At 53.0% G+C, this 18,526-nt stretch carries 10 protein-coding genes; all 10 read right to left on the bottom strand.

Annotation, left to right across the window (positions count from 1 at the left end; genetic code table 11):
• Positions 1 to 27 precede the first annotated feature (27 nt).
• A complete protein-coding gene (locus tag HPY65_03395; protein NPU83510.1) occupies positions 28 to 6,534 on the bottom strand; it encodes an autotransporter domain-containing protein in 6,507 nt (2,168 codons plus the stop codon).
• A gap of 406 nt (positions 6,535 to 6,940) precedes the next feature.
• Positions 6,941 to 7,759, bottom strand: a complete 819-nt coding sequence (locus HPY65_03390; GenBank protein ID NPU83509.1) for a HesA/MoeB/ThiF family protein — start codon at positions 7,757 to 7,759, stop codon at positions 6,941 to 6,943.
• Between the two features lie 4 nt (positions 7,760 to 7,763).
• A complete protein-coding gene (locus tag HPY65_03385) occupies positions 7,764 to 7,988 on the bottom strand; it encodes a MoaD/ThiS family protein (GenBank protein NPU83508.1) in 225 nt (74 codons plus the stop codon).
• Between the two features lie 107 nt (positions 7,989 to 8,095).
• Positions 8,096 to 9,832 (bottom strand): aldehyde ferredoxin oxidoreductase, encoded by a 1,737-nt coding sequence (locus tag HPY65_03380; GenBank protein NPU83507.1) that lies wholly within the window; start codon positions 9,830 to 9,832, stop codon positions 8,096 to 8,098.
• Positions 9,833 to 10,513: 681 nt separating this feature from the next.
• Positions 10,514 to 12,001: a sigma 54-interacting transcriptional regulator gene (locus HPY65_03375; protein ID NPU83506.1), complete on the bottom strand. Its 1,488-nt coding sequence runs from the start codon at positions 11,999 to 12,001 to the stop codon at positions 10,514 to 10,516.
• Between the two features lie 180 nt (positions 12,002 to 12,181).
• Positions 12,182 to 12,550, bottom strand: coding sequence for a hypothetical protein (locus HPY65_03370; protein NPU83505.1), 369 nt, complete (start codon positions 12,548 to 12,550; stop codon positions 12,182 to 12,184).
• Between the two features lie 977 nt (positions 12,551 to 13,527).
• The gene (locus tag HPY65_03365) at positions 13,528 to 15,447 is read right to left on the bottom strand and encodes a PAS domain S-box protein (GenBank protein NPU83504.1); all 1,920 of its coding nucleotides are present in this window, start codon (positions 15,445 to 15,447) and stop codon (positions 13,528 to 13,530) included.
• Between the two features lie 437 nt (positions 15,448 to 15,884).
• Complete coding sequence (locus tag HPY65_03360) at positions 15,885 to 16,733, bottom strand: amidohydrolase (protein NPU83503.1); 849 nt, start codon at positions 16,731 to 16,733, stop codon at positions 15,885 to 15,887.
• A gap of 19 nt (positions 16,734 to 16,752) precedes the next feature.
• Complete coding sequence (locus tag HPY65_03355) at positions 16,753 to 17,217, bottom strand: MarR family transcriptional regulator (protein NPU83502.1); 465 nt, start codon at positions 17,215 to 17,217, stop codon at positions 16,753 to 16,755.
• Positions 17,218 to 17,572: 355 nt separating this feature from the next.
• Positions 17,573 to 18,505 (bottom strand): GDP-L-fucose synthase, encoded by a 933-nt coding sequence (locus tag HPY65_03350; GenBank protein NPU83501.1) that lies wholly within the window; start codon positions 18,503 to 18,505, stop codon positions 17,573 to 17,575.
• Positions 18,506 to 18,526 lie beyond the last annotated feature (21 nt).

The following is an 18,526-nucleotide window of genomic DNA, read 5'->3' as shown; positions in this document are numbered from 1 at the left end:
ATTGCAGCAGGAATACTTTCTCATAAACTACCAGCTGTATCGCAGACCTCCGCTCGCGGCGTGGCTGGCCTGGCGTTCCCTCAGCTCGACGTCGTAATGGAGGAAGAAGCCGAGGCTTTTTCCCATGTCGCCGGTGACCCCCAACGTGGCGGCGGCGCTGCTCCGGCGGGCGTTATCGGAGTACACTGCGAACGAGCCGGCTGGCGCACCGGCAAAACGGGCATTCAGGAGCGCCTCCGGATCGCCGAATTCATAGATCCAACGGGCGGAGAATTCCGGCGTTAATGTAAGTCTCTCGCCGGCATTGAACGTTCTGCTGATCTTCATACCCAGGGAAGTCTGCAGCGAGTCGGTATCCTCGCCTTCCGAGATCAGATTCAAGGAATCCGCACCGCTCTCCCGGAAGCCGTTCCGGTGATGGCGGAGGGCCTGACAGGACACAACCGGCATGATTTGGAAACCTCGCGCCTGCAGCCTGTAGCCCGCCTCGGCGTATCCTGAAAACTCGTACCCGTCGTAACTGCTCTCGGCTGTCCGTGAGATCTCGCCGAAGTCAATGGAGCGGCTCATGGTGTAGTTGTTGCGGGCCTGGGTGAGTGCGACATCGACATACCAGTTGTCCTGGGAATAAGACGCGTACAGCGAACTCTGGAAGCTGTCCTCCTGGCCGCTGTCCTGAAGGTCCTTCATCGTCATGTCCGTCTTCGAGTACCCGATGGAGACGCCAAGCCGAAGCTCCGGCAGCGGCCGATAATCCATCCCGAACAGGGCTCCCCCCATCCAGTAATCATACCGCGATGCAATGTCGTCTCCCCGGCGTTCGCCTTTCGTTGCATAACTCTTGCCCCAGACGCTCCAGGGAAGCCCCATCCCGCCGGCGATGTGAGCCAGGGGAGCGGCGACGGCAGCGAGGGCATTAGAAATCTGGTCGACATCCATGGCAGCAGTCTGTCCCAGGAAGCTTTGGAGTTTTTCGTCCGCCGTCGTCTTGAACGGAAGGTCCGCCTCGCGCCGGAGGAGGCTCCGGTAGTAATGGCTCTGGCGGTCCTTGTCGACGGTGACAAAGGCCGTATGGCTCGCCCCTCCCATCTGGTTGAGGGCCGAGCGGAAGAGCATGGGATCGTCCATCTTGATCAGCTCCCGGAAGACGTTGTTGGCCAGATCCCCGGAAAGGTTGTTGTAAATGCCGTCCAGATAATAGGCGACGGCCTTCTCGTTTCGGGTCAGGGCGTCTTCCGCGAAGTGCCTGGACCGCCAGAAGTAGGAAATGGCCGCTTTCTTGTCGTCATAGAGAAGCACATACGAAATATAGCGGCCAAGCTTATGCTCCACCCCCGGTTCACCGAGCCCGTCAAACGTGCCCGTCACACCTTTTTCCGTCTCAAGGATCGTGTGGACACCTTCCCGGATGTACCCAAGGGCCACGACCAGGCCGCCATTGAGGTGCGCCGTCGTGGCGTGGATCTTTCCCGCATACCCATCCAAGAACTCCACGATATAGGTCGAATTCGCATCCTGTATATAATCACCATTGACCTTCAGGATGCTTGTGCTGCCGCCATAGACGGATATGGTCTTTCCGCTGTGGAGGTCGCCGTTGACGGTCCACGTCCCGGAGCCTGTCTTCGTGATGCTTTCAAAATTGAGGGCCGTGCCGCTCATAACTTCCCCGGATCCCTCGAAAAGGATGGAATCGGTTCCGGTTCCGCCGTCCATGTTACCCGTGACCCGGGATCCCGAACGCAGGATGACCGTGTCATCGCCGCCCCCCATATTGACGGCCGTGCCGCCGGTGCCGATGATCGTACCGTAATTGTCGAGTGTGTCGTTGCCGGTACCGGTCAGGAAGATTCCGCTCTCCCCCTTGATGGTGCCCAATGTCTTGTTGAGGATGGTGACTGTACCTGCATTGTTGCCGCCGATGGCGGCCCTGACGGTCCCATCGGCTTTAATGATGCTGCTTTCCGATAAGAAACTCTGAGCATCGGTACCGGACTTACTCTCCTGCTGAATCGTGCCGCTGTTTTCAATGTCGCTCGCCCCCTTAACATCGATGACAGACTCGTTCCCTTTTATCTCTGCGTTCTCCTGGTTCAGAATGTAGGCATACCCGTCCTTGTCCACCTGGACGGCTGAACCGGATGTCCCCCCCGTAACCTTGCCGCCGGCGTAATTGACAAGCTCGCCATGACCACCGCTGGCCACATGAATGGCTGAACCCGTACCACCCTTCATCTCCCCGTAGTTTAAAATTAAACCCAGGCCGTCTATCAGCACACCGTCCCTGCCGCCGCTGATCGTCCCTGTGGTCCCATTCCTTACAGTCGTAGAAAGAACCAGTTCACCGTTCGCATCTGTAGTCTTCCCTACATGGATCCCGGTTCCCTCTGTCCCGGTCCCCTCGATCGTACCGACATTCACGACGTCGCCCGATCCCCCATCCTTGATGCCGATCGCCGTCTCTCCCTCGATCTCTCCCTTTTCATGATTCTCAATATAGGCATACGCGTCCTTGTCCACCTGGACGGCTGCACCGGACGTACCCCCCGTAACCTTGCCGCCGGCATAATTGACAAGCTCGCCATGACCGCCGCTGGCCACATGAATGGCTGAACCAGTACCACCCCTCATCTCCCCATAGTTGTAAATTACACTCAGGCCGTCTATCAGCATACCGTCCTTGCCGCCGCTGATCTTCCCCGTGGCCTCATTCGTCACAACGGCCGAAAGTACCAGTTTGCCGTCCACATCCATAGCCTTGCCCACATGAATCCCGGTTCCCTCCGTCCCGGTCCCCTCGATCTCTCCGCTGTTCTTGATGTCGCCCTTTCCCCCGTCCAGGAGGTCAATCGCCTTGCCTTCCGCCTTTATTTCTGCGCCCTCCTGGTTCTCAACGTAGGCATATGCGTCCTTGTCCACTTGGACGGCTGTACCGGACGTTTCACCTGTAACCTTGCCTCCGGCATAATTATAAAGCTTGCCATAGCCGCCGCTGGCTACATGAATGGCTGAACCAGTACCACCCTGGATATCTCCGTAGTTTTCAACGTTACCGTATTCAACCTCAATCCCATTCACGCCGCCACTGACAGTTGCTCCCTTCTCGTTGGTCAACGTGCTGTTATTTTTGAGATGGACGCCGTATTTTGTTCCTTTTACCGTACCGCCTTTTACTTTCCCTTCTGTCGTCACCCAGCCTTTATTGGTTACGATCGCATTGGCATTATATATCTCAACACCAGTCAAAGCTGTCTGTTTGACTTCCCCGTCCTGGACGATTTCTCCAATTGTTCCGTAATTATTGAAAGTAGCCGCCCCGATAACCACAACACCCGTTTCACCACCGGAAATCATGCTGTTGTTTGTATCGTTACCACCGCTGCTTAAAACACCCGTGATCCCTCCAAAAATTATATTGTCATTCGTAAGTGTGCCACCGCTGATCGAAACACCGGTCTCATCACCGGTAATGGTTCCGTTGTTATCGACGGTAGCTGCCCCGGCCAGAACGCCTGTGCCCTTGCTGGAAATCAGGTTGTTGTTTAACAGTGTGCCGCCGCCCATCGCGACCCCGGCATCGCCGCCCTCAATGTTCCCGTAGTTCGTGATCGTGCCGCCGGTTGTCGCCACCCCATACGTTCCACCGGTTACTTCACCGGTGGCGTTGTTGGTGAATTCACCGCCGTTCTGGAATTCGATGCCGTTTCCAGTGACGCCCTCCACCTTTCCGTCATTTGTGAACGTATTGTATCGCGAGTACAAAATCCCCGTTATTTGCCCGCGGATCGTTGCGCCTGCAGCATTGGTGATCGTGCTCGTACCCCTTGCCCAGATGCCGTTATATGTTTTTCCTTCTATCAATCCCCCCGCCCGATTGTTGACGGTCCCGTTTTCGTCAAGATAGATGCCGTTCTGCGTCCCACCGCTGATGGCACCGTAGTTCTCAATGACAGCGTTCTTATAAACACGAATGCCGTTCTCGCCGCCCGTAATATTGGCACCAGCCTTGTTCGTAACCGTACCGTTATTTATTTCGATACCCCGATACTTGCCGTATATATTATTCCAATTTGTAATATTGGCTGCCCCTTTATGCCGGGCCTCAATCCCGTATAATGCATCACCTCTGATTGTCCCCCGATTGACGATTTCCAGGTTCGCGGTGCTTTCCCCGCCTGTATAAATACCGCTTCGACCACCGCTAATAATCCCGTCGTTTGTGATCGTGCCGCCGGTCGTCGCCACCCCATACTTTCCACCGGTTACTTCACCGGTGGCGTTGTTGGTGAATTCGCCGCCGTCCTGGAATTCAACACCGTTACCAGTGACGCCCTCAATTTTGCCGTCATTTGTGAACGTGTTGTTTTGCGAGTACAGGACCCCTGTGGTTTGCCCGTGGATCGTTGCGCCTGCGGCATTGGTGATCGTGCTCGTACCCCTCGCCCATATGCCGTTATATGTATCTCCCCAAATCAATCCCCCCGCCCGATTGTTGACGGTCCCGTTTTCGTCAAGATAGATGCCGTTCTGCGTCCCACCGCTGATGGTCCCGTAGTTCTCAATGACAGCGTTCTTATAAACACGAATGCCGTTCTCGCCGCCCGTGATCTTGGCACCTGCTTTGTTTATGACTTTGCCTTTATTTATGTCGATGCCTCGAATCGCTCCCTCGATTGTCCCCGAATTTGTGATTGTAGCGGATCCATTATGATTGGCATTAATCCCGTACCCCGTCTCGCCGGTAATTGTCCCATAATTGGTAATCTCCATGTTCCCGGTGCTTGCACTGAAGATATTAATACCATTAGTCCCGCCAATAATTTTCCCTGTGTTCGTAATATCACCACCGTTGGCCTCAACTCCCGTTGTACCGCCGCTGACGGTCCCTTCATTCGTTAAGCTCAGTTTTCCGCCGCTGCCATCATCACGGGCAACGGCCCTCACCCCATACTCCCCACCTGTGATGGTTCCTTTATTTATCACCGTTGCGTCGCCGATGGATTTTACCCCGTTCTCATTGCCGACCACAAAACCGGTGGATTCATTCGCAAATAATGTCGCACCGTTCGCGAAAACGACACCGTCTTTGCCGGAAGCCTTGCCTGTCTTTTGGTCCATCTCGCCTATACTGCCACTGTTTGTAAACTCTGCTTGGTTCTCAAATCTTACACCTGCTGTGCCGCCGATAATCGTCGCACCTGCTTCGTTCTTCAGTTTACCGTTCTCCAGGACATAAACGCCGTACTTTGTGCCCTTTATTTTTCCTCGCGATTTGTTGGTGATGTCTGACTCGGCGTTGCCGATCACCAGTCCAATTCCATTCGGACCGGTTGCTGAAAGGGTGCCATAATTGGTTACAATGAGTTTATCTGTTTGCTTTGTCGGATCGTCATTATAGGTTCCTGTATATACTGCATACGCGTTACCGGTCACTTCACCGGTTTCATTGTTGATGAGTTCGCCACCTTTTCCAAAAGCTATGCCCCCCTCCTCCGTACCTTCTACCTTGCCATCGTTTGTGAACGTATTGTATTGCTCGTATCGAACACCCGTCTTTGTCCCTTGAATCGTCGCACCATTCTCATTGGTAATTGTAGCCGTCTCCACTACCGATATACCGACGACTCCTCCCTTGATCGTTCCCCCCTCCTTGTTGTTGACGGTGGATCCGGTCCCTTCAAGACGGATGCCGTCCGCATTTTCACCTTCAATCTTCCCCGTATTGTCGACCGTGACGCCTCCCCCACTTCCTTCAACCTTGATTCCGTAATCATTACCAGTGATATTGCCTCCCGTATTTTCGATCGTGACATCTCCCCTTCCTTCATTGACCTTGATCCCGTTCTTACCACCAGTGATGTCACCTCCATCATTTGTGATCTTGACCTTTGACCCGCCACCTTGAACCTCGATTCCGGACTCACCACCGATAATCTTAGCATCCTTACCATTTATGACATCGCCGTTCGAAATCAGGATGCCTGCAACACCTCCTTTTATCGTGTTTTTTACTGTGGTGGTGGAAGATACTTCATTTCGAATACTATGATTGGCAGTTTTGTCATCTGCCATAATTCCATATTGTCCTCCAAATATGTATCCATTGTTTGTGACAAGTGCTTGACCACCGCGCACACGGATACCGGCATTATGATCGCTGGAGATAGCTCCAAGATTAACAATTTCAGCACTATTATGTGTTTCAACTGTAGCAAATATCTCTACAGTCTTTTCCCAAGATGTCGTAAGTTGGCCAGTTGCATAAACTCGAACTTTTGTATTGTCATCGTGACTATTATTTACGACGGCCTGACCTTCTGAAGTAATGATCGAACCATATATATATGCTTCCAAAGCGTTATTTGCAGAGACCCCATCTAAACAAGCATCGTCTCCATCGATAATGACGACCGAGCTAACTTCACCTACACCGGGACATCTTGACCAAGTAGGTGAGGCGAAAAGGAGGATTGCCAACAAAATTGCGAAAATGAACAAATAATTTCTTCTATTCACTTTTTTTCTCGTTTCCATGTCAGCCTCGAATATGTCGCCAGCGTTGTATTTGAATCATTCGGATGATTGCTCACGACCAAAACCGCATCCGAATGCGCAATAGCAGGAGAACCTCCGGTCGCTTTCCTTAATGCCGTCCAGGTAGCACCGTATTCCCGCCTTCCTCACGAACACGGGAACACAGGGAGGTGTGAATCGAGTCTTGCCCTGGCCTGTCGATCAGACCGCTCCGGCGGTTACGTGCTCAGAATCAAAAGGTTATCCCAAGATTGAGCGCTGGCGGATTCCAGGATCGGGAGGCAAACCCCTCATCCTCCGATCATGGAGTTCCTGAAGGCAAAACCCTGCTGTGACTGCAGATGGGGGAAAGGAAGCGGTTTCCTAAAAAACAACGAGATCCCACCGCGTGGAGGGGTCTCGAAAATTACAGATTGATGTCCACAATCTCCATGTCGATCAGGTTGATGGATAGAAGCTTGCCCCTCAGGGTTGTCCCCTCGCCTAGGAGGATTTTGATGATTTCCGCCACCTCGATGCTGGCTACCAGCGGAGGAGTGAACGACGTGTTGCCGAGTTCTTCCTCGATGCCCTTGCTTCCCGAGAAATTGGCGAAAAGGCGCTGAATCGTCCGTTCACCTGGATACTGCGTGGCCACCGTACCGTACCAGCCGCCGACGCTGCCGTGGACGAGGGGGATGTCCATCCGGTCGCAGACTCCGGCCAGATCCAGGCGGGCGGGAACATTGTCAAGTGCGTCCGCGGCTACTTGAATGTCCATGAGCAGGTCTTCGCCGTTCTCCTCCGAAAAGGATGTGACCATCGCGATGGCATGGATGGCGGGATTGATCTCTTTCGCCCTGCGCACAGCGGCTACAGCCTTGGGCATCCCCAGGTTTCCCGGAACGGAGAATAGCTGGCGGTTCAGGTTGTGCTCATTAAAAGTATCCGGGTCCACGACCAGGATCGACCCCACACCGAGGCGGGCCAGCTCCTCCACGATGTACCCGCCCAATCCTCCGCAGCCGATAACGGCAATCCGGCTGTTCAGGAGTTTCAACTGCTGTTCCGTGGAGAAGGTCTTACGGTTTCTGGCGTAGCGGATCGGGAACAGGTCCATGGAGAGGATGAATTCCTCGGTTTCCCGGTGAGTCAGATGAAACCTGCGTTTTGCTTCCTGTTGGACAGCGAGGGAAACAAGCCCCTCCCGGGAATTGGATGCGAGAAAGCCTTCGATGGACTCCATTTGTTTATCCCCCTCCAATGGGTGGAAAGATCGCCAGATTGTCTTCCCCTCGCAGGAGGGAGCGCTTGTCCGCTATGCGGCTGTTGATGAAGATGATGGAGGCCTCTTGCTCGGGTATTCCCAGGATCGACAAGACATCCTCCACGACGGTTCCTTCACCGCACTCCAGACTGCAAACGTCAAAGCGCCCCCTCCGTAGGGAGGCAAACAGCTTCACTTGAATTTTCATTCCCGATAAGGAGTAAACTGTCCCCGTATATATTTTGGAAATGATTCATTCCGGCGGGGATAACTCCCCCCGCCGGAACAAACACAGCAGCAACACCGATCGTTATTTTACCAATCGAACACCCTGTCCAAGTCGGCATCCTTGACCATGAAAGTCGTGTTGTGGGGATAGAGGGGTTCTCTTGTGAAGAACCGCGGTAGGCGATCGTGCTCCTTCGTGAAACCGGCGCGGCGGTTGAAATCGCGTTCCATATCCAGGATCTTCCGGCCCAATGCAGAGACGTCGTCACCGGTCAGTTTCAAACCGTAGAACGAGTTGAGCAGGTCGACCAGGGCCTGGAACGTTTCCGGCTGGTCCAGAACAGCGAAAGCAATGAACAGACACATGCCCGTCGAGTCAATGGCGGCCGTGGCGATCTGCAGGTTCCGGGACAGTTCCACCTGACCCTCCGCCTGTAATGGGTCGACAAAACCGCCGCACTTGAGGATGTTCGTCGCGATGCAGTAGCCCGCCGTATGGTCTCCCCCCATGGTGCTGGTCGCATACGTTACGCCGATCCCCTGCACGGCCCGCGGGTCATAGGCGGGAAGTGCCTGCCCCTTGACCACAGGCACATTTTCAACACCAAAGACCTTGCCCGTTATTGCCGCCCCGCTTCCCAAAATCTTTCCGAGAGGAGTGCCCTCCCCCACTTCCTTCAGCAGATTAACGGCCGCCTCCGCGTCGCCGAACCGGGCAATCCCAGCCTGCATGGCAACCCCGATGGCGGCTCCCATCTCGATGGTGTCGAGCCCGTAGTTGTCGTCCATGAAATCAAGGAGTGCGATGTCGTCGGGATCATCGATGCCGCAGTTGCCTCCATGAGCCCAGACGGTTTCATATTCCGGCTGCTTGCTAATATAATTACCGTTTTTGTCGTTATAGATGCCGGAACAGCGAATGACGCATCCCCGGTGACAGGGGTGCGAGGGATTCCCGCCACGCTGTGTCTCCAGCTCGGCGAAGGTCTCGCCGCTGATTTTCGAAGCCCCCTGGAATTGACCCTGTTGAAAGTTGAACGTCGGATAGGCTCCCGCTTCGTTGACGATGTTCGTCAGGACATTGGTTCCGTATGCTGGAAGCGCCTGCCCGGTTACGGAGTGACTGGAAAGGCCCGCTACAAACTTCTTGTTTGCCTCTCTGAATTTTTCAGGATCTTTCGGCTGACGGTTCTTCAAACCGGAATCATCCAGCACAATGACCTTGACCCCTTTCGCCCCCATAACCGCGCCAACGCCTCCGCGCCCGGCATGGCGGGTCGGCCTGAGTTCGGGATCCGTACAGGCAACCGATGCAGCTGAGAGCTTCATTTCTCCGGCGGGCCCAATGGAGATGCAGGCAATCTTATCGCCATACTGTTCCTTCATTCTCTGGATCAGATCGTAATTGGGGAGCATTCGCAGACTGTTGTCTTCTTCGATCCGGATGCCATCCTTCTTGATGAGAATTTTGTAGAGGTGTCCGGCCTCCGGTTTTCCTTCCAGGACAATCGCCGCATATCCAAGCCGACCGAGAACTTGGGCCGCCTGTCCTCCTGAATTGGCTTCCTTGATACCTCCCGTGAGTGGGCTCTTGCAGCCAACGGACAGCCGCCCCGACATGGCCGCGCCGGTCCCTGAAAGAAGTCCCGGTGCAATGACCAGCTTGTTTTCAGCGCCGAAAGGGTGGCACAGGGGCGGTACCTCCTTCGAGATGATTGCCGACGTCATCGCCCGCCCCCCATAACCTGCATATTCTCCCGGCGCCTCTGTCCTAGCCGCCGGTCCGCCTTCAGCCCCCATATCGATTCTCAAAATCATATCCATAGAATCCTCCAGAGAATTCCGTATTTACTTTCATCTCATTGTATTTGTATAAAGAATGGCGGCGCCCCCGAATCTTTCATTTTTTACCGCTTCCCCTGCCGACATAACTACAGCCATTCAACATCCTCCTTTCCTTTCTTAATGGTTTAAAATCTTTACGCGCCAACTCGGGGAACACCGCCAATCTGTGCCCCTATTAGGCAGGAACCGTGCCATAAATTATCATCAGTTGTGAGGAATGATATTCCCTGATTTAGCTAAGAAGTACAGCTGGTTAAGTTAATAGCAGGAAGTTAACGGACGATGCCATACAACATCACTTGAGTACATAATAAAAAGCGATACAATGCTATCTATATGTATTTATAAATTTATTTCAATTGATGCATTATTGCATCGGATATTCATTTATGCATCCATTAATAATGCTCTTAATATTAATGCATTAAAACTATCTGTTTGAATTTGAATTGTAATGACTGGGAGAGGATTAATATAGATAATATCTTAGGATCCGATTGATATTGCTACACTCTATTTGATGGCCGACAATACTCCGATACATGGCAGCCGAAATCATGAGCCATGAATCGTGATTTTAGGTATATTGAATGGGGAATAGCCAAAGAATTACAGCAAAGAAACAATAAGCTTCAGCCCGCCAACTCAATTCCTCAAAACTTAGGCGTGGCTCGTATGATCAACCATCTCCCGACATAGAGATGAGAGTCCGTATTTCTGAATTTTTCTCACAACCGTCGACTGATTCACTGCCAGTGCCCGTGCAACGCTTCTGGTGCTCCGGTGTTTCCTGAGAGCCTGTTCCAGAATTTGCCTTTCCGTTTGTTCAATGGCATCTTTTAACGGCATCCGATCCAGACGTCTGCGTCCCTCATTGCCGGGAACGATACAGTTCCTTATACAAGCCGGCAACTGACTGACCGAGACCTCATCCTCCTTAGTCATAACAATCATCTGTTCCGTAACATTTTCAAGCTCCCTGATGTTGCCGGGCCATGGATACATAAGGAACCCATCTATCACATCAGGAGAAAGACGCTTGTTGAGAGAGTACCTCTCATTTATCTTTTCAACAAAACGTATTGCCAGCAAAGGGATGTCTTCTCGTCGGTCTCGCAGTGGCGGAATCCGGATGGAAACAACATTCAATCGATAGAACAGGTCACTCCTGAAGGAGCCCTGCCTGACCATTTCTTCCAGATCCTTGTTGGTTGCTGTAATAATTCGGACATCCACTGGCACTGGCTTCAACCCCCCGACTCTCATGATCTCACGGTCTTGTAAGGCTCTAAGGAGTTTTGCCTGCAAATTGAATGTGATATCCCCAATCTCATCCAGGAAAAGTGTGCCTTTCTGCGCCATTTCAAACAGTCCTGGCTTGCCTTGCTTTCGGGCACCGGTAAAAGCTCCCGATTCATATCCGAACAGTTCCGTCTCCAGCAAATTCTCGGGAATGGAGCCACAGTTGATCTTGATCAAAGGCCCTTCCGAGCGGGGGCTGAGGCGATGAATGGTGTTCGCGATCACCTCTTTCCCGACTCCGGACTCGCCGGTGACCAACACGGTTGAATCGACCTTGGCCACTTGAGTAGCCATTTGCAGAATATTCCGGGTGGCCTGGCTCCTAGCTATAACATTGCTGTGATTGAGCAACTGCTGTAAACGCACCTGCTCCAGCTCGGTCGCATAAATTGTGTTCAGTTCTTGTGTTTTCCCAAGAAGCTCCTTCAGATAGAGTATCTCTGTTATATCCCGGATGTTGGCAACAACTCTTTTGATTTCACCGCCTAGACCCAAGATCGGAATGGCCGTTGCCATGATTTTCTGGCCGGCTTTCTCACCCTTTGTCATTTCAAGAAGGATCGTTATCGCCTTCTGGGTACGGATCGCGGCCATCACAGCTGATTCCGAATACAGTTTTTCGTTTACCAGTTCCTGTGCATTTCTTCCGATGATGTCCGCACGGGAAAAGCCGCAAATCCGTTCCCACGCACTGTTCACCCTCAAAACATTCCCCCGGCCATCGGTTATGAAAATACCATCATGCGATGCCTCGAGGATGTCTTCCAACTCATGAACACTGCATGCTTCAAAAGGATGATCTGACTCTCTCGTCAATACATCGGCAGGAGAACAATTTCGATTCATCTACGCCCCCTCAACAGAACCTGGCATTCTCTTCTCGTCCACAGATTGTTCACAATAAATATTCGGCAAGTGGTTTATCCTCTTTCCGATGCTGCCCTGCCAATTCCCCCCCAGCCCTGCCCCGATCGAGCGAGTGATGGTCAGCTGTTCCGAATCGATATTGCATCCGATGAACAAACATCAGCAATGCGCATCTCGATGGGCCCGTGCGACCTTTCTGACCAGTCGCGGAGCAACCACATTCTTCTGTCTGCTCAACATAACGGGCAAGCCATAGAGTTCTGTGTTTATTCCATGCCGGCCATGATCGTGCCGAATGTCATGTTCGACGACATATACTTCTACATTTTTCGTCGCGAGAACACATTGAATGACACCATCGACAACATAAACAACGACCTTTGTAGGCTCTTCCATCATCGTTCCCCCATCTTCACACTCCGTCAGATCGGCTTCAATCTCGGTCAGTCGGTTTGCATGATCGGACATTCCGACAGCATTTGCATTGTCATGCTGTTCAATCGTTCCGCGTTGTCCCATGTTCATCATAACTGGACCTCCTTCCTTTGTTGTATCCCATTGTATTGTTTTGTTTATCCGCACATCAAAGGTATTACATCTCTCCAACTTGTTCATTTCAGACGATGGGATTTCATAGCTTCCTGATCCTGTGCTGGAATCGTTCTTATTATACTTGATCCTTGCCTTGAATCTTTCTCTCGCACGAACCGTATGAATGTTTTCCCTTCCGGAACTTCATGTTCCCTTTTGTTGGGGATAATTTTTCATCCAAAACCCATTTAGGCAATCCCAGATAATCTTATAGGTAATGCGTACATGCCTTAGGTACACTCTTTCATCTACTCAATATGATTAAATATCCTAAAAAGAAGAGGGCACTACTTTGCGATGTTTGATTCATCAGGCTTCCGGGGAAAAATTGATTTCAAATTCAGTGGAGGAGCCGCCCTTTGATGAAACAGAAGTTCCTGCAAGAAGGGTTATGCGATGGTGGAAGAAGGAAATAGAGTGGGGCCGACTTTGGGGAAGAATTTTAATGATGACACATGACATGGAAAGCTGAAGAGCTTACAATAGGTCCATATGGCCAACAGCTGGGTTTGGCTGCCGAGCCGACCGGGACCCCTTCACAACTCTCAAGGACGAAGCTCACCTTCCAGTGCCACAGCACTCCCGAGTGATACAAGGGAACAGTATGCACGGATCGGAAAGGCAGTGCGGGAAAGACTGCAGAGAACCTAACGAAAAAAGGCAGCCCCTCATATGGATTGATCGGGACTGCCTCGGTTCGGGCGGGCAAAAGCCCTTGCACTGGTCAAGAACGTTTTGTCAAGGGATTGAATTCCCTCGGATTACTTCCTATGTCACTTGAGATACCAACCACATTCCTCGCTATGGAAGAACAGCCTGAGAATATGCCATGTTTTCCACAATCAACAGGATGCGGTTTTTCAAAAGCCTTATCTCGGCAAAGATGAATCGCTTCACGGAAAACCATCTATCCTCTACAACGATCCCTCCTTGTTCATGATAAAGGTCCTGAGGTTGACCTTGCTGTTGCTTATTCCAAGTTTTTTCCTGATGCTGTTGCGCTGGAAATCGATTGTGCGTTCAGACGTGTGGATGATTCGTGATATTTCCTTGGTTGAACGGCCTTCCTTGACGAGGAGCAGGATCTCGATTTCACGGGGAGTCAGCCTCGCATAATTGTACGAAATGTTTTTCAGGAAAGGAGACATGATCTCCTTGAGGTTCTCCTCGATCACCGCCAGGATATTCAGTTGCGAAGCGTTCAGGTTTTGTACCTTGAGCTTGTCCAGGAACGGCAGAACGACTTCCTTCAGATTAGTCAGGATGTTCTTTTCAAGATCGGCCTTGTCTTCATCCCGCTGCTTTAAAAGAACGCGCAGCGCAGAATTCGCTTCTTCCAGGCTGAACGTTTTTTTCCGAAGCTCTTCCTGAGCCTGTTTGAGTTCCGTGATGTCGATAATCGAGGCAACACTTCTTTTCGTACCCGGAATCATGCCCACAGTGAGAAATGCGTTGCGAATCGCTCCATCGGCACGCCGGAACCTGAACTCATAACTCCTCGGGACGGATCCCGGATCGATTCTTCGCCGGCGGTGGCAATCCACCATGAAATTCAGGTCATCCGAATGGATCAGATCCGTGAACTTCAGTTCGGTGTCCGTCGAGTATCCGCTGAGCCGATAAAAATTCTGGTTGGCCAACACAATGTTCATATCCTCATCGCTAAGCACCGTTGCCGTTCCTGTGGAATTAAACAGGGTCCGATAACGAGCCTCGGATTCCTCGAGTTTGCGATTCATCTCCTTGCGTACGGTGATGTCCACAATGACGCCACGGATCCCGTCCGGTTTCCCGTCCTTGATAATGGCGTTGGCCAGAATCATGGCCGGAAAGGTCGTTCCATCCTTGCGAACACAGGTATATTCACCCGCCATCACCTTCTCACCGGCCAGAACCCTTTTCACCCCTCGCTCCGCTCTGTCGCGATCCTTCAGCACCAGCGTGTCTGCGATCATTGTATCCGCTCCGAAATCGCCGGACACGATCCCGAACATATCCAGGACACTGCGGTTGACGTAGATAATCCGCCCCTTCATGTCGGCCTCGAAGACACCTTGCGGGAGCAGTTCCGCGAGGTCCCGATATCTCCTTTCGCTTTCCAGGATGGCCATTTCAGAGAGTTTGCGTTCGGTGATGTCCACGAGGGCGGTCTGAACAGCGGGGCGCCCCCTGTATTCGATCCTCGTCCCGTAATCGCTGACCCAGCGCATTTCAAGCCCTTCGTGTCCTTTGACAAAGACCCGGTATTCGATAACCGGAGCCTTTGTCATCGCACCGGTCAGCAGGTTCTTATGCATGTTCATGACCAGTTCCCGGTCTTCGGGATGGATCATCTGCCACATGTCGTCAAAGGGTAGCGCCAGAAGTTCTTCTCTTGTAAAACCGCAATTGCGGACAAAGAAATCATTGACGAAAACAAACCGTCCGTCCTGAACGATGACCAGCCCCTGGAGAGAATGGTCCACCAAGGCCTTGTAGGCCTCTTCGATTTCTTTCTTGTCCGAGATATCGGCAACGATCACCCGGACACCAACGGGATTGCCTGATGTCATGATCAGATTCGCATACACAATGGCGGGAAAGGTCGATCCATCCTTCCTGACCGCCGTGATCTCGGGAGGCCGTCCATTCTTTCCAGCGGCCATCTTCCCAATGCCGTCGGCAATTCTTTCACGATCCTCCGGGATAACGTGCTGGAAGACGTTTACCTTGCCGACAACATCGTCATCGATACTGTAACCGAAGAGTTTCCGGCTGTGCCAATTGGCGAAGAGAAGCGTTCCATCGAACTGGATCTCGATCACCGCCTGTGGGAGGAGGTTAATGAGTTCCATAAATCTGTCCTGTCCTGCCTTGAATGCCTTCGATCCTGTTGATGCTCCTACATTTTTTTCCTTCCTTTGCATGCCAACGCTCCTGTTGTTTTGTTAGGGTCGAAGAGATGCATGTCCATTTACGGGCAAACCCCTGGCATGGAAACGGTCCCAACCCGTATGGACTCCTTGAGATGGGGCATGGATACCAATACTCGCGGGATAACGTGCAGGCACATCCTGATTTGTCTGCCGGATATGGAAGGTGCACTCGCTACGACGCTTGTTCATAGGTAGCGGCTGCATTCGTTGATTGTCGGGAAATAGGGAAGATGCAGGAACCCATATACCTGCAGAGAGAAAACTGCAAGTAATAAATTAATGAGAAATAGGGATTGGTTTTTCGTCCCGCTTTGGGAGCGGGATCGCGCCTTGGCGGGACGAATGGAATACCGAAATCACCGCTCGGACGATGCCGTTGCGGATAGAAGTCCGAAGATCCGACAGGCGTTACCATATAGGAACAGGGCCTTCGTTTCTTCGTCCAGTCCCAGGGCATCGAGGTCGGCGAGGCACTTCTGGGGTGTGATCATGGGGTAATTGGTCCCGAAGAGAACCTTCTTCTTCCCGTTCGTTTTCATGTAAGCCACCAGTTCCGGAGGGTATCGCTTCGCCGTATAGGCCGACGTATCGATGAAGACGTTGGGGTGCTTGGTGGCTACGGCGATCATCTCCTGCGTCCACGGATAACCGACATGCCCGCAGACCATCGTCAGTTCAGGGAACTCGATGGCGGCCACGTCGATATACGGAATGGGGCGCCCGGGCTCGGAAGGACACAAAGGCCCCGTGTGTCCGACCTGCAGGCAAACGGGAATGCCCAACTCCACGCATTCTGCAAAGAGGGGATAGTAGCGCCGGTCCGTAACGGGAAGGTCCCAAAGCCATTGAACGATGCGGAGTCCGCGGAATCCGAGTTCCCGGACGCAGCGCCGGAGTTCCCGGACGGCTGCCATCGGCCGGTAGAGATCGGCCGTCGCGATGCCGACCAGCCGGTCCGGAAAGCGGCCTACGAATCCCGCCACCTCGTCATTGGAAATCAGTTCCCCTCGGGGTCCGCACCAGGCGGAAATCAACCCCTTTTCTACCCCTCCCTGGTCCATTGCGGCAACGGTGAATTCCAGGGGAATCTCCTCCATCACGGTTCCAAGCCCGGTCCAGCGGCGGAGCGACTCGAACATGGGATGGTTGATGAAGCGCAGCGTCGGGTGCTGCATCCAGACGTCAATCACGGTCCTGTTTTTCATGGCTTCTCCTCTCTTCCCGTCAAGATTCGGCCTCCTCGAGGTTCCGAAGGATTTTCTTCAACTGCTCTTCAAAAGCATCGATTTCCTCATCACTGAATCCTCGATAAACCAGATCGTTCATCTCGTCGGAGATCTTTATATAGGCATCCCGTAGCAGACGGTCCTTTTCGGTCAGTCGAATCATGATCCGCCGCCGGTCCTCCGAGGAAGGAACACGGACAATATGGCCCGCCTCCTCCAGACGGTCCAGCATGGCCGTCAGCGTCGATTTGCTCAGCGACGTCTTTCCCGCCAGTTCCTGGATGGCAATGCCGTCGCTCCGCCAGAGGGCAAAGAGGATCCTCCCCTGTTCGGGCGTGATGCGGGTCAATTCTCTCTCTCTCATCTTCCTGGCAAAGACGCGTCCCGATACCTGGAAGATCCGGGCGATCAGGAAGCCTCCTTCGCGGGCGAAGGACTTCTCCTTTTTCCTGCTCTTTGACATTACACAACTCCACTGCGCATAGTTCGATTTGGGACTGTTCTAATTAGAACTACTATGGCCGGTCGTCAAGCGTTTCCTTCCACTTTTTCGTTTTGCTGCCTGGTCCTGCAACGCCGATCAAGACAAATTGTTCTCAGGTTGTGGCCATGATCAGGAAGTTTTGCCGTTTCTGCCGGGGTAAGATTCGGACTTCAGAATGCACAAGGTGAAGAAGGAGGGAGGGCTTTCAAGAAAGGCCTGGATGCCTGGCTGCGGTTCAAGCTCTTACCGGCAGCCGCCGTAGAACAAGTAATGCAGAATGAGTGTCAGCAAGGAACATAATACGGCCGGGGAGGAACCCTGCCCCCCCGGTCCGCTATTTCCGTCTGAAGTCACGGTACCAGTCGATGGTCTTCCTCAGGCCTTCCCGGAAGTCCGTTTTTGCGCTGAAGCCGAATTCCCGGACGGCCCGGGTGGTATCGAGCATACGCCGCGGCTGTCCGTCCGGCTTCGTGGCATCCCAGACGACGCGTCCCCGGAAGCCCGTCAACTCAACGATCAGCTCCACCAGGTCCCGGATGGAGATCTCAAAGCCCGCCCCGATGTTGACGGGGTCGCTCTTGTCGTAGCGCTCCATGGCCGCCACGATCGCCTCGGCGGCATCCTCGACGTAGAAGAATTCCCGGGTGGCCGCACCCGTCCCCCAGACGACGATCTCCTCTTCGCCGTTCTCCACGGCGTCAGCGCATTTCTTGATAAGGGCGGGGATGACGTGGGAGGATCGGGGATCGAAGTTGTCTCCCGGGCCATAGAGATTCACCGGAAGGATAAAAACGGCGTTGAAACCGTACTGCTGGCGATAGGCCTGGGCCTGGACAAGCATCATCTTCTTCGCCAGGCCGTACGGGGCGTTGGTCTCCTCGGGATACCCGTTCCAGATATCGTCCTCCCGGAATGGTACTGGGGTGAACTTGGGGTAGGCGCAGATCGTTCCCAGGCCGACAAATTTGTCGATCCTGCGGAGGTACCCCTCGTGAAGGAGTTGCACCCCCATCATGATGTTGTCGTAAAAGAGGGTGGCAGGGTTTTCCGCGTTGTATCCAATGCCGCCGACCCGTGCTGCCAGGTGGAGGACGATGTCGGGCCGCTGCTCGTCGTAGAGGCGCCGAACGCCTCCGATGTCCACCAGATTGTATTCCGGAAGGTCCGCTACGGACACCCGGCCGTACCCCTTCCCGGCCAGATTCCGAAGCAGATGAGTCCCCAGGAACCCCTTTCCGCCGGTTACGGTGATTCGCTTTTCTTTCATGACTCTCTCCGTTCCTCAACT

Source organism: Syntrophaceae bacterium (assembly GCA_013177825.1).
Taxonomy (GTDB): domain Bacteria; phylum Desulfobacterota; class Syntrophia; order Syntrophales; family PHBD01; genus PHBD01.
The sequence above is the reverse complement of the archived record's forward strand: the minus strand, read 5'-3'. Positions and strand labels throughout refer to the sequence as shown.

Coding starts and splice junctions, on each gene's coding strand:
- HPY65_03385 (NPU83508.1), bottom strand. CDS start 7,988: ATGAAAATTCAAGTGAAGCTGTTTGCCTCCCTACGGAGGGGGCGCTTT.
- HPY65_03370 (NPU83505.1), bottom strand. CDS start 12,550: ATGATGAACATGGGACAACGCGGAACGATTGAACAGCATGACAATGCA.
- HPY65_03350 (NPU83501.1), bottom strand. CDS start 18,505: ATGAAAGAAAAGCGAATCACCGTAACCGGCGGAAAGGGGTTCCTGGGG.
- HPY65_03360 (NPU83503.1), bottom strand. CDS start 16,733: ATGAAAAACAGGACCGTGATTGACGTCTGGATGCAGCACCCGACGCTG.
- HPY65_03355 (NPU83502.1), bottom strand. CDS start 17,217: ATGTCAAAGAGCAGGAAAAAGGAGAAGTCCTTCGCCCGCGAAGGAGGC.
- HPY65_03395 (NPU83510.1), bottom strand. CDS start 6,534: ATGGAAACGAGAAAAAAAGTGAATAGAAGAAATTATTTGTTCATTTTC.
- HPY65_03365 (NPU83504.1), bottom strand. CDS start 15,447: ATGGAACTCATTAACCTCCTCCCACAGGCGGTGATCGAGATCCAGTTC.
- HPY65_03390 (NPU83509.1), bottom strand. CDS start 7,759: ATGGAGTCCATCGAAGGCTTTCTCGCATCCAATTCCCGGGAGGGGCTT.
- HPY65_03375 (NPU83506.1), bottom strand. CDS start 12,001: ATGAATCGAAATTGTTCTCCTGCCGATGTATTGACGAGAGAGTCAGAT.
- HPY65_03380 (NPU83507.1), bottom strand. CDS start 9,832: ATGGATATGATTTTGAGAATCGATATGGGGGCTGAAGGCGGACCGGCG.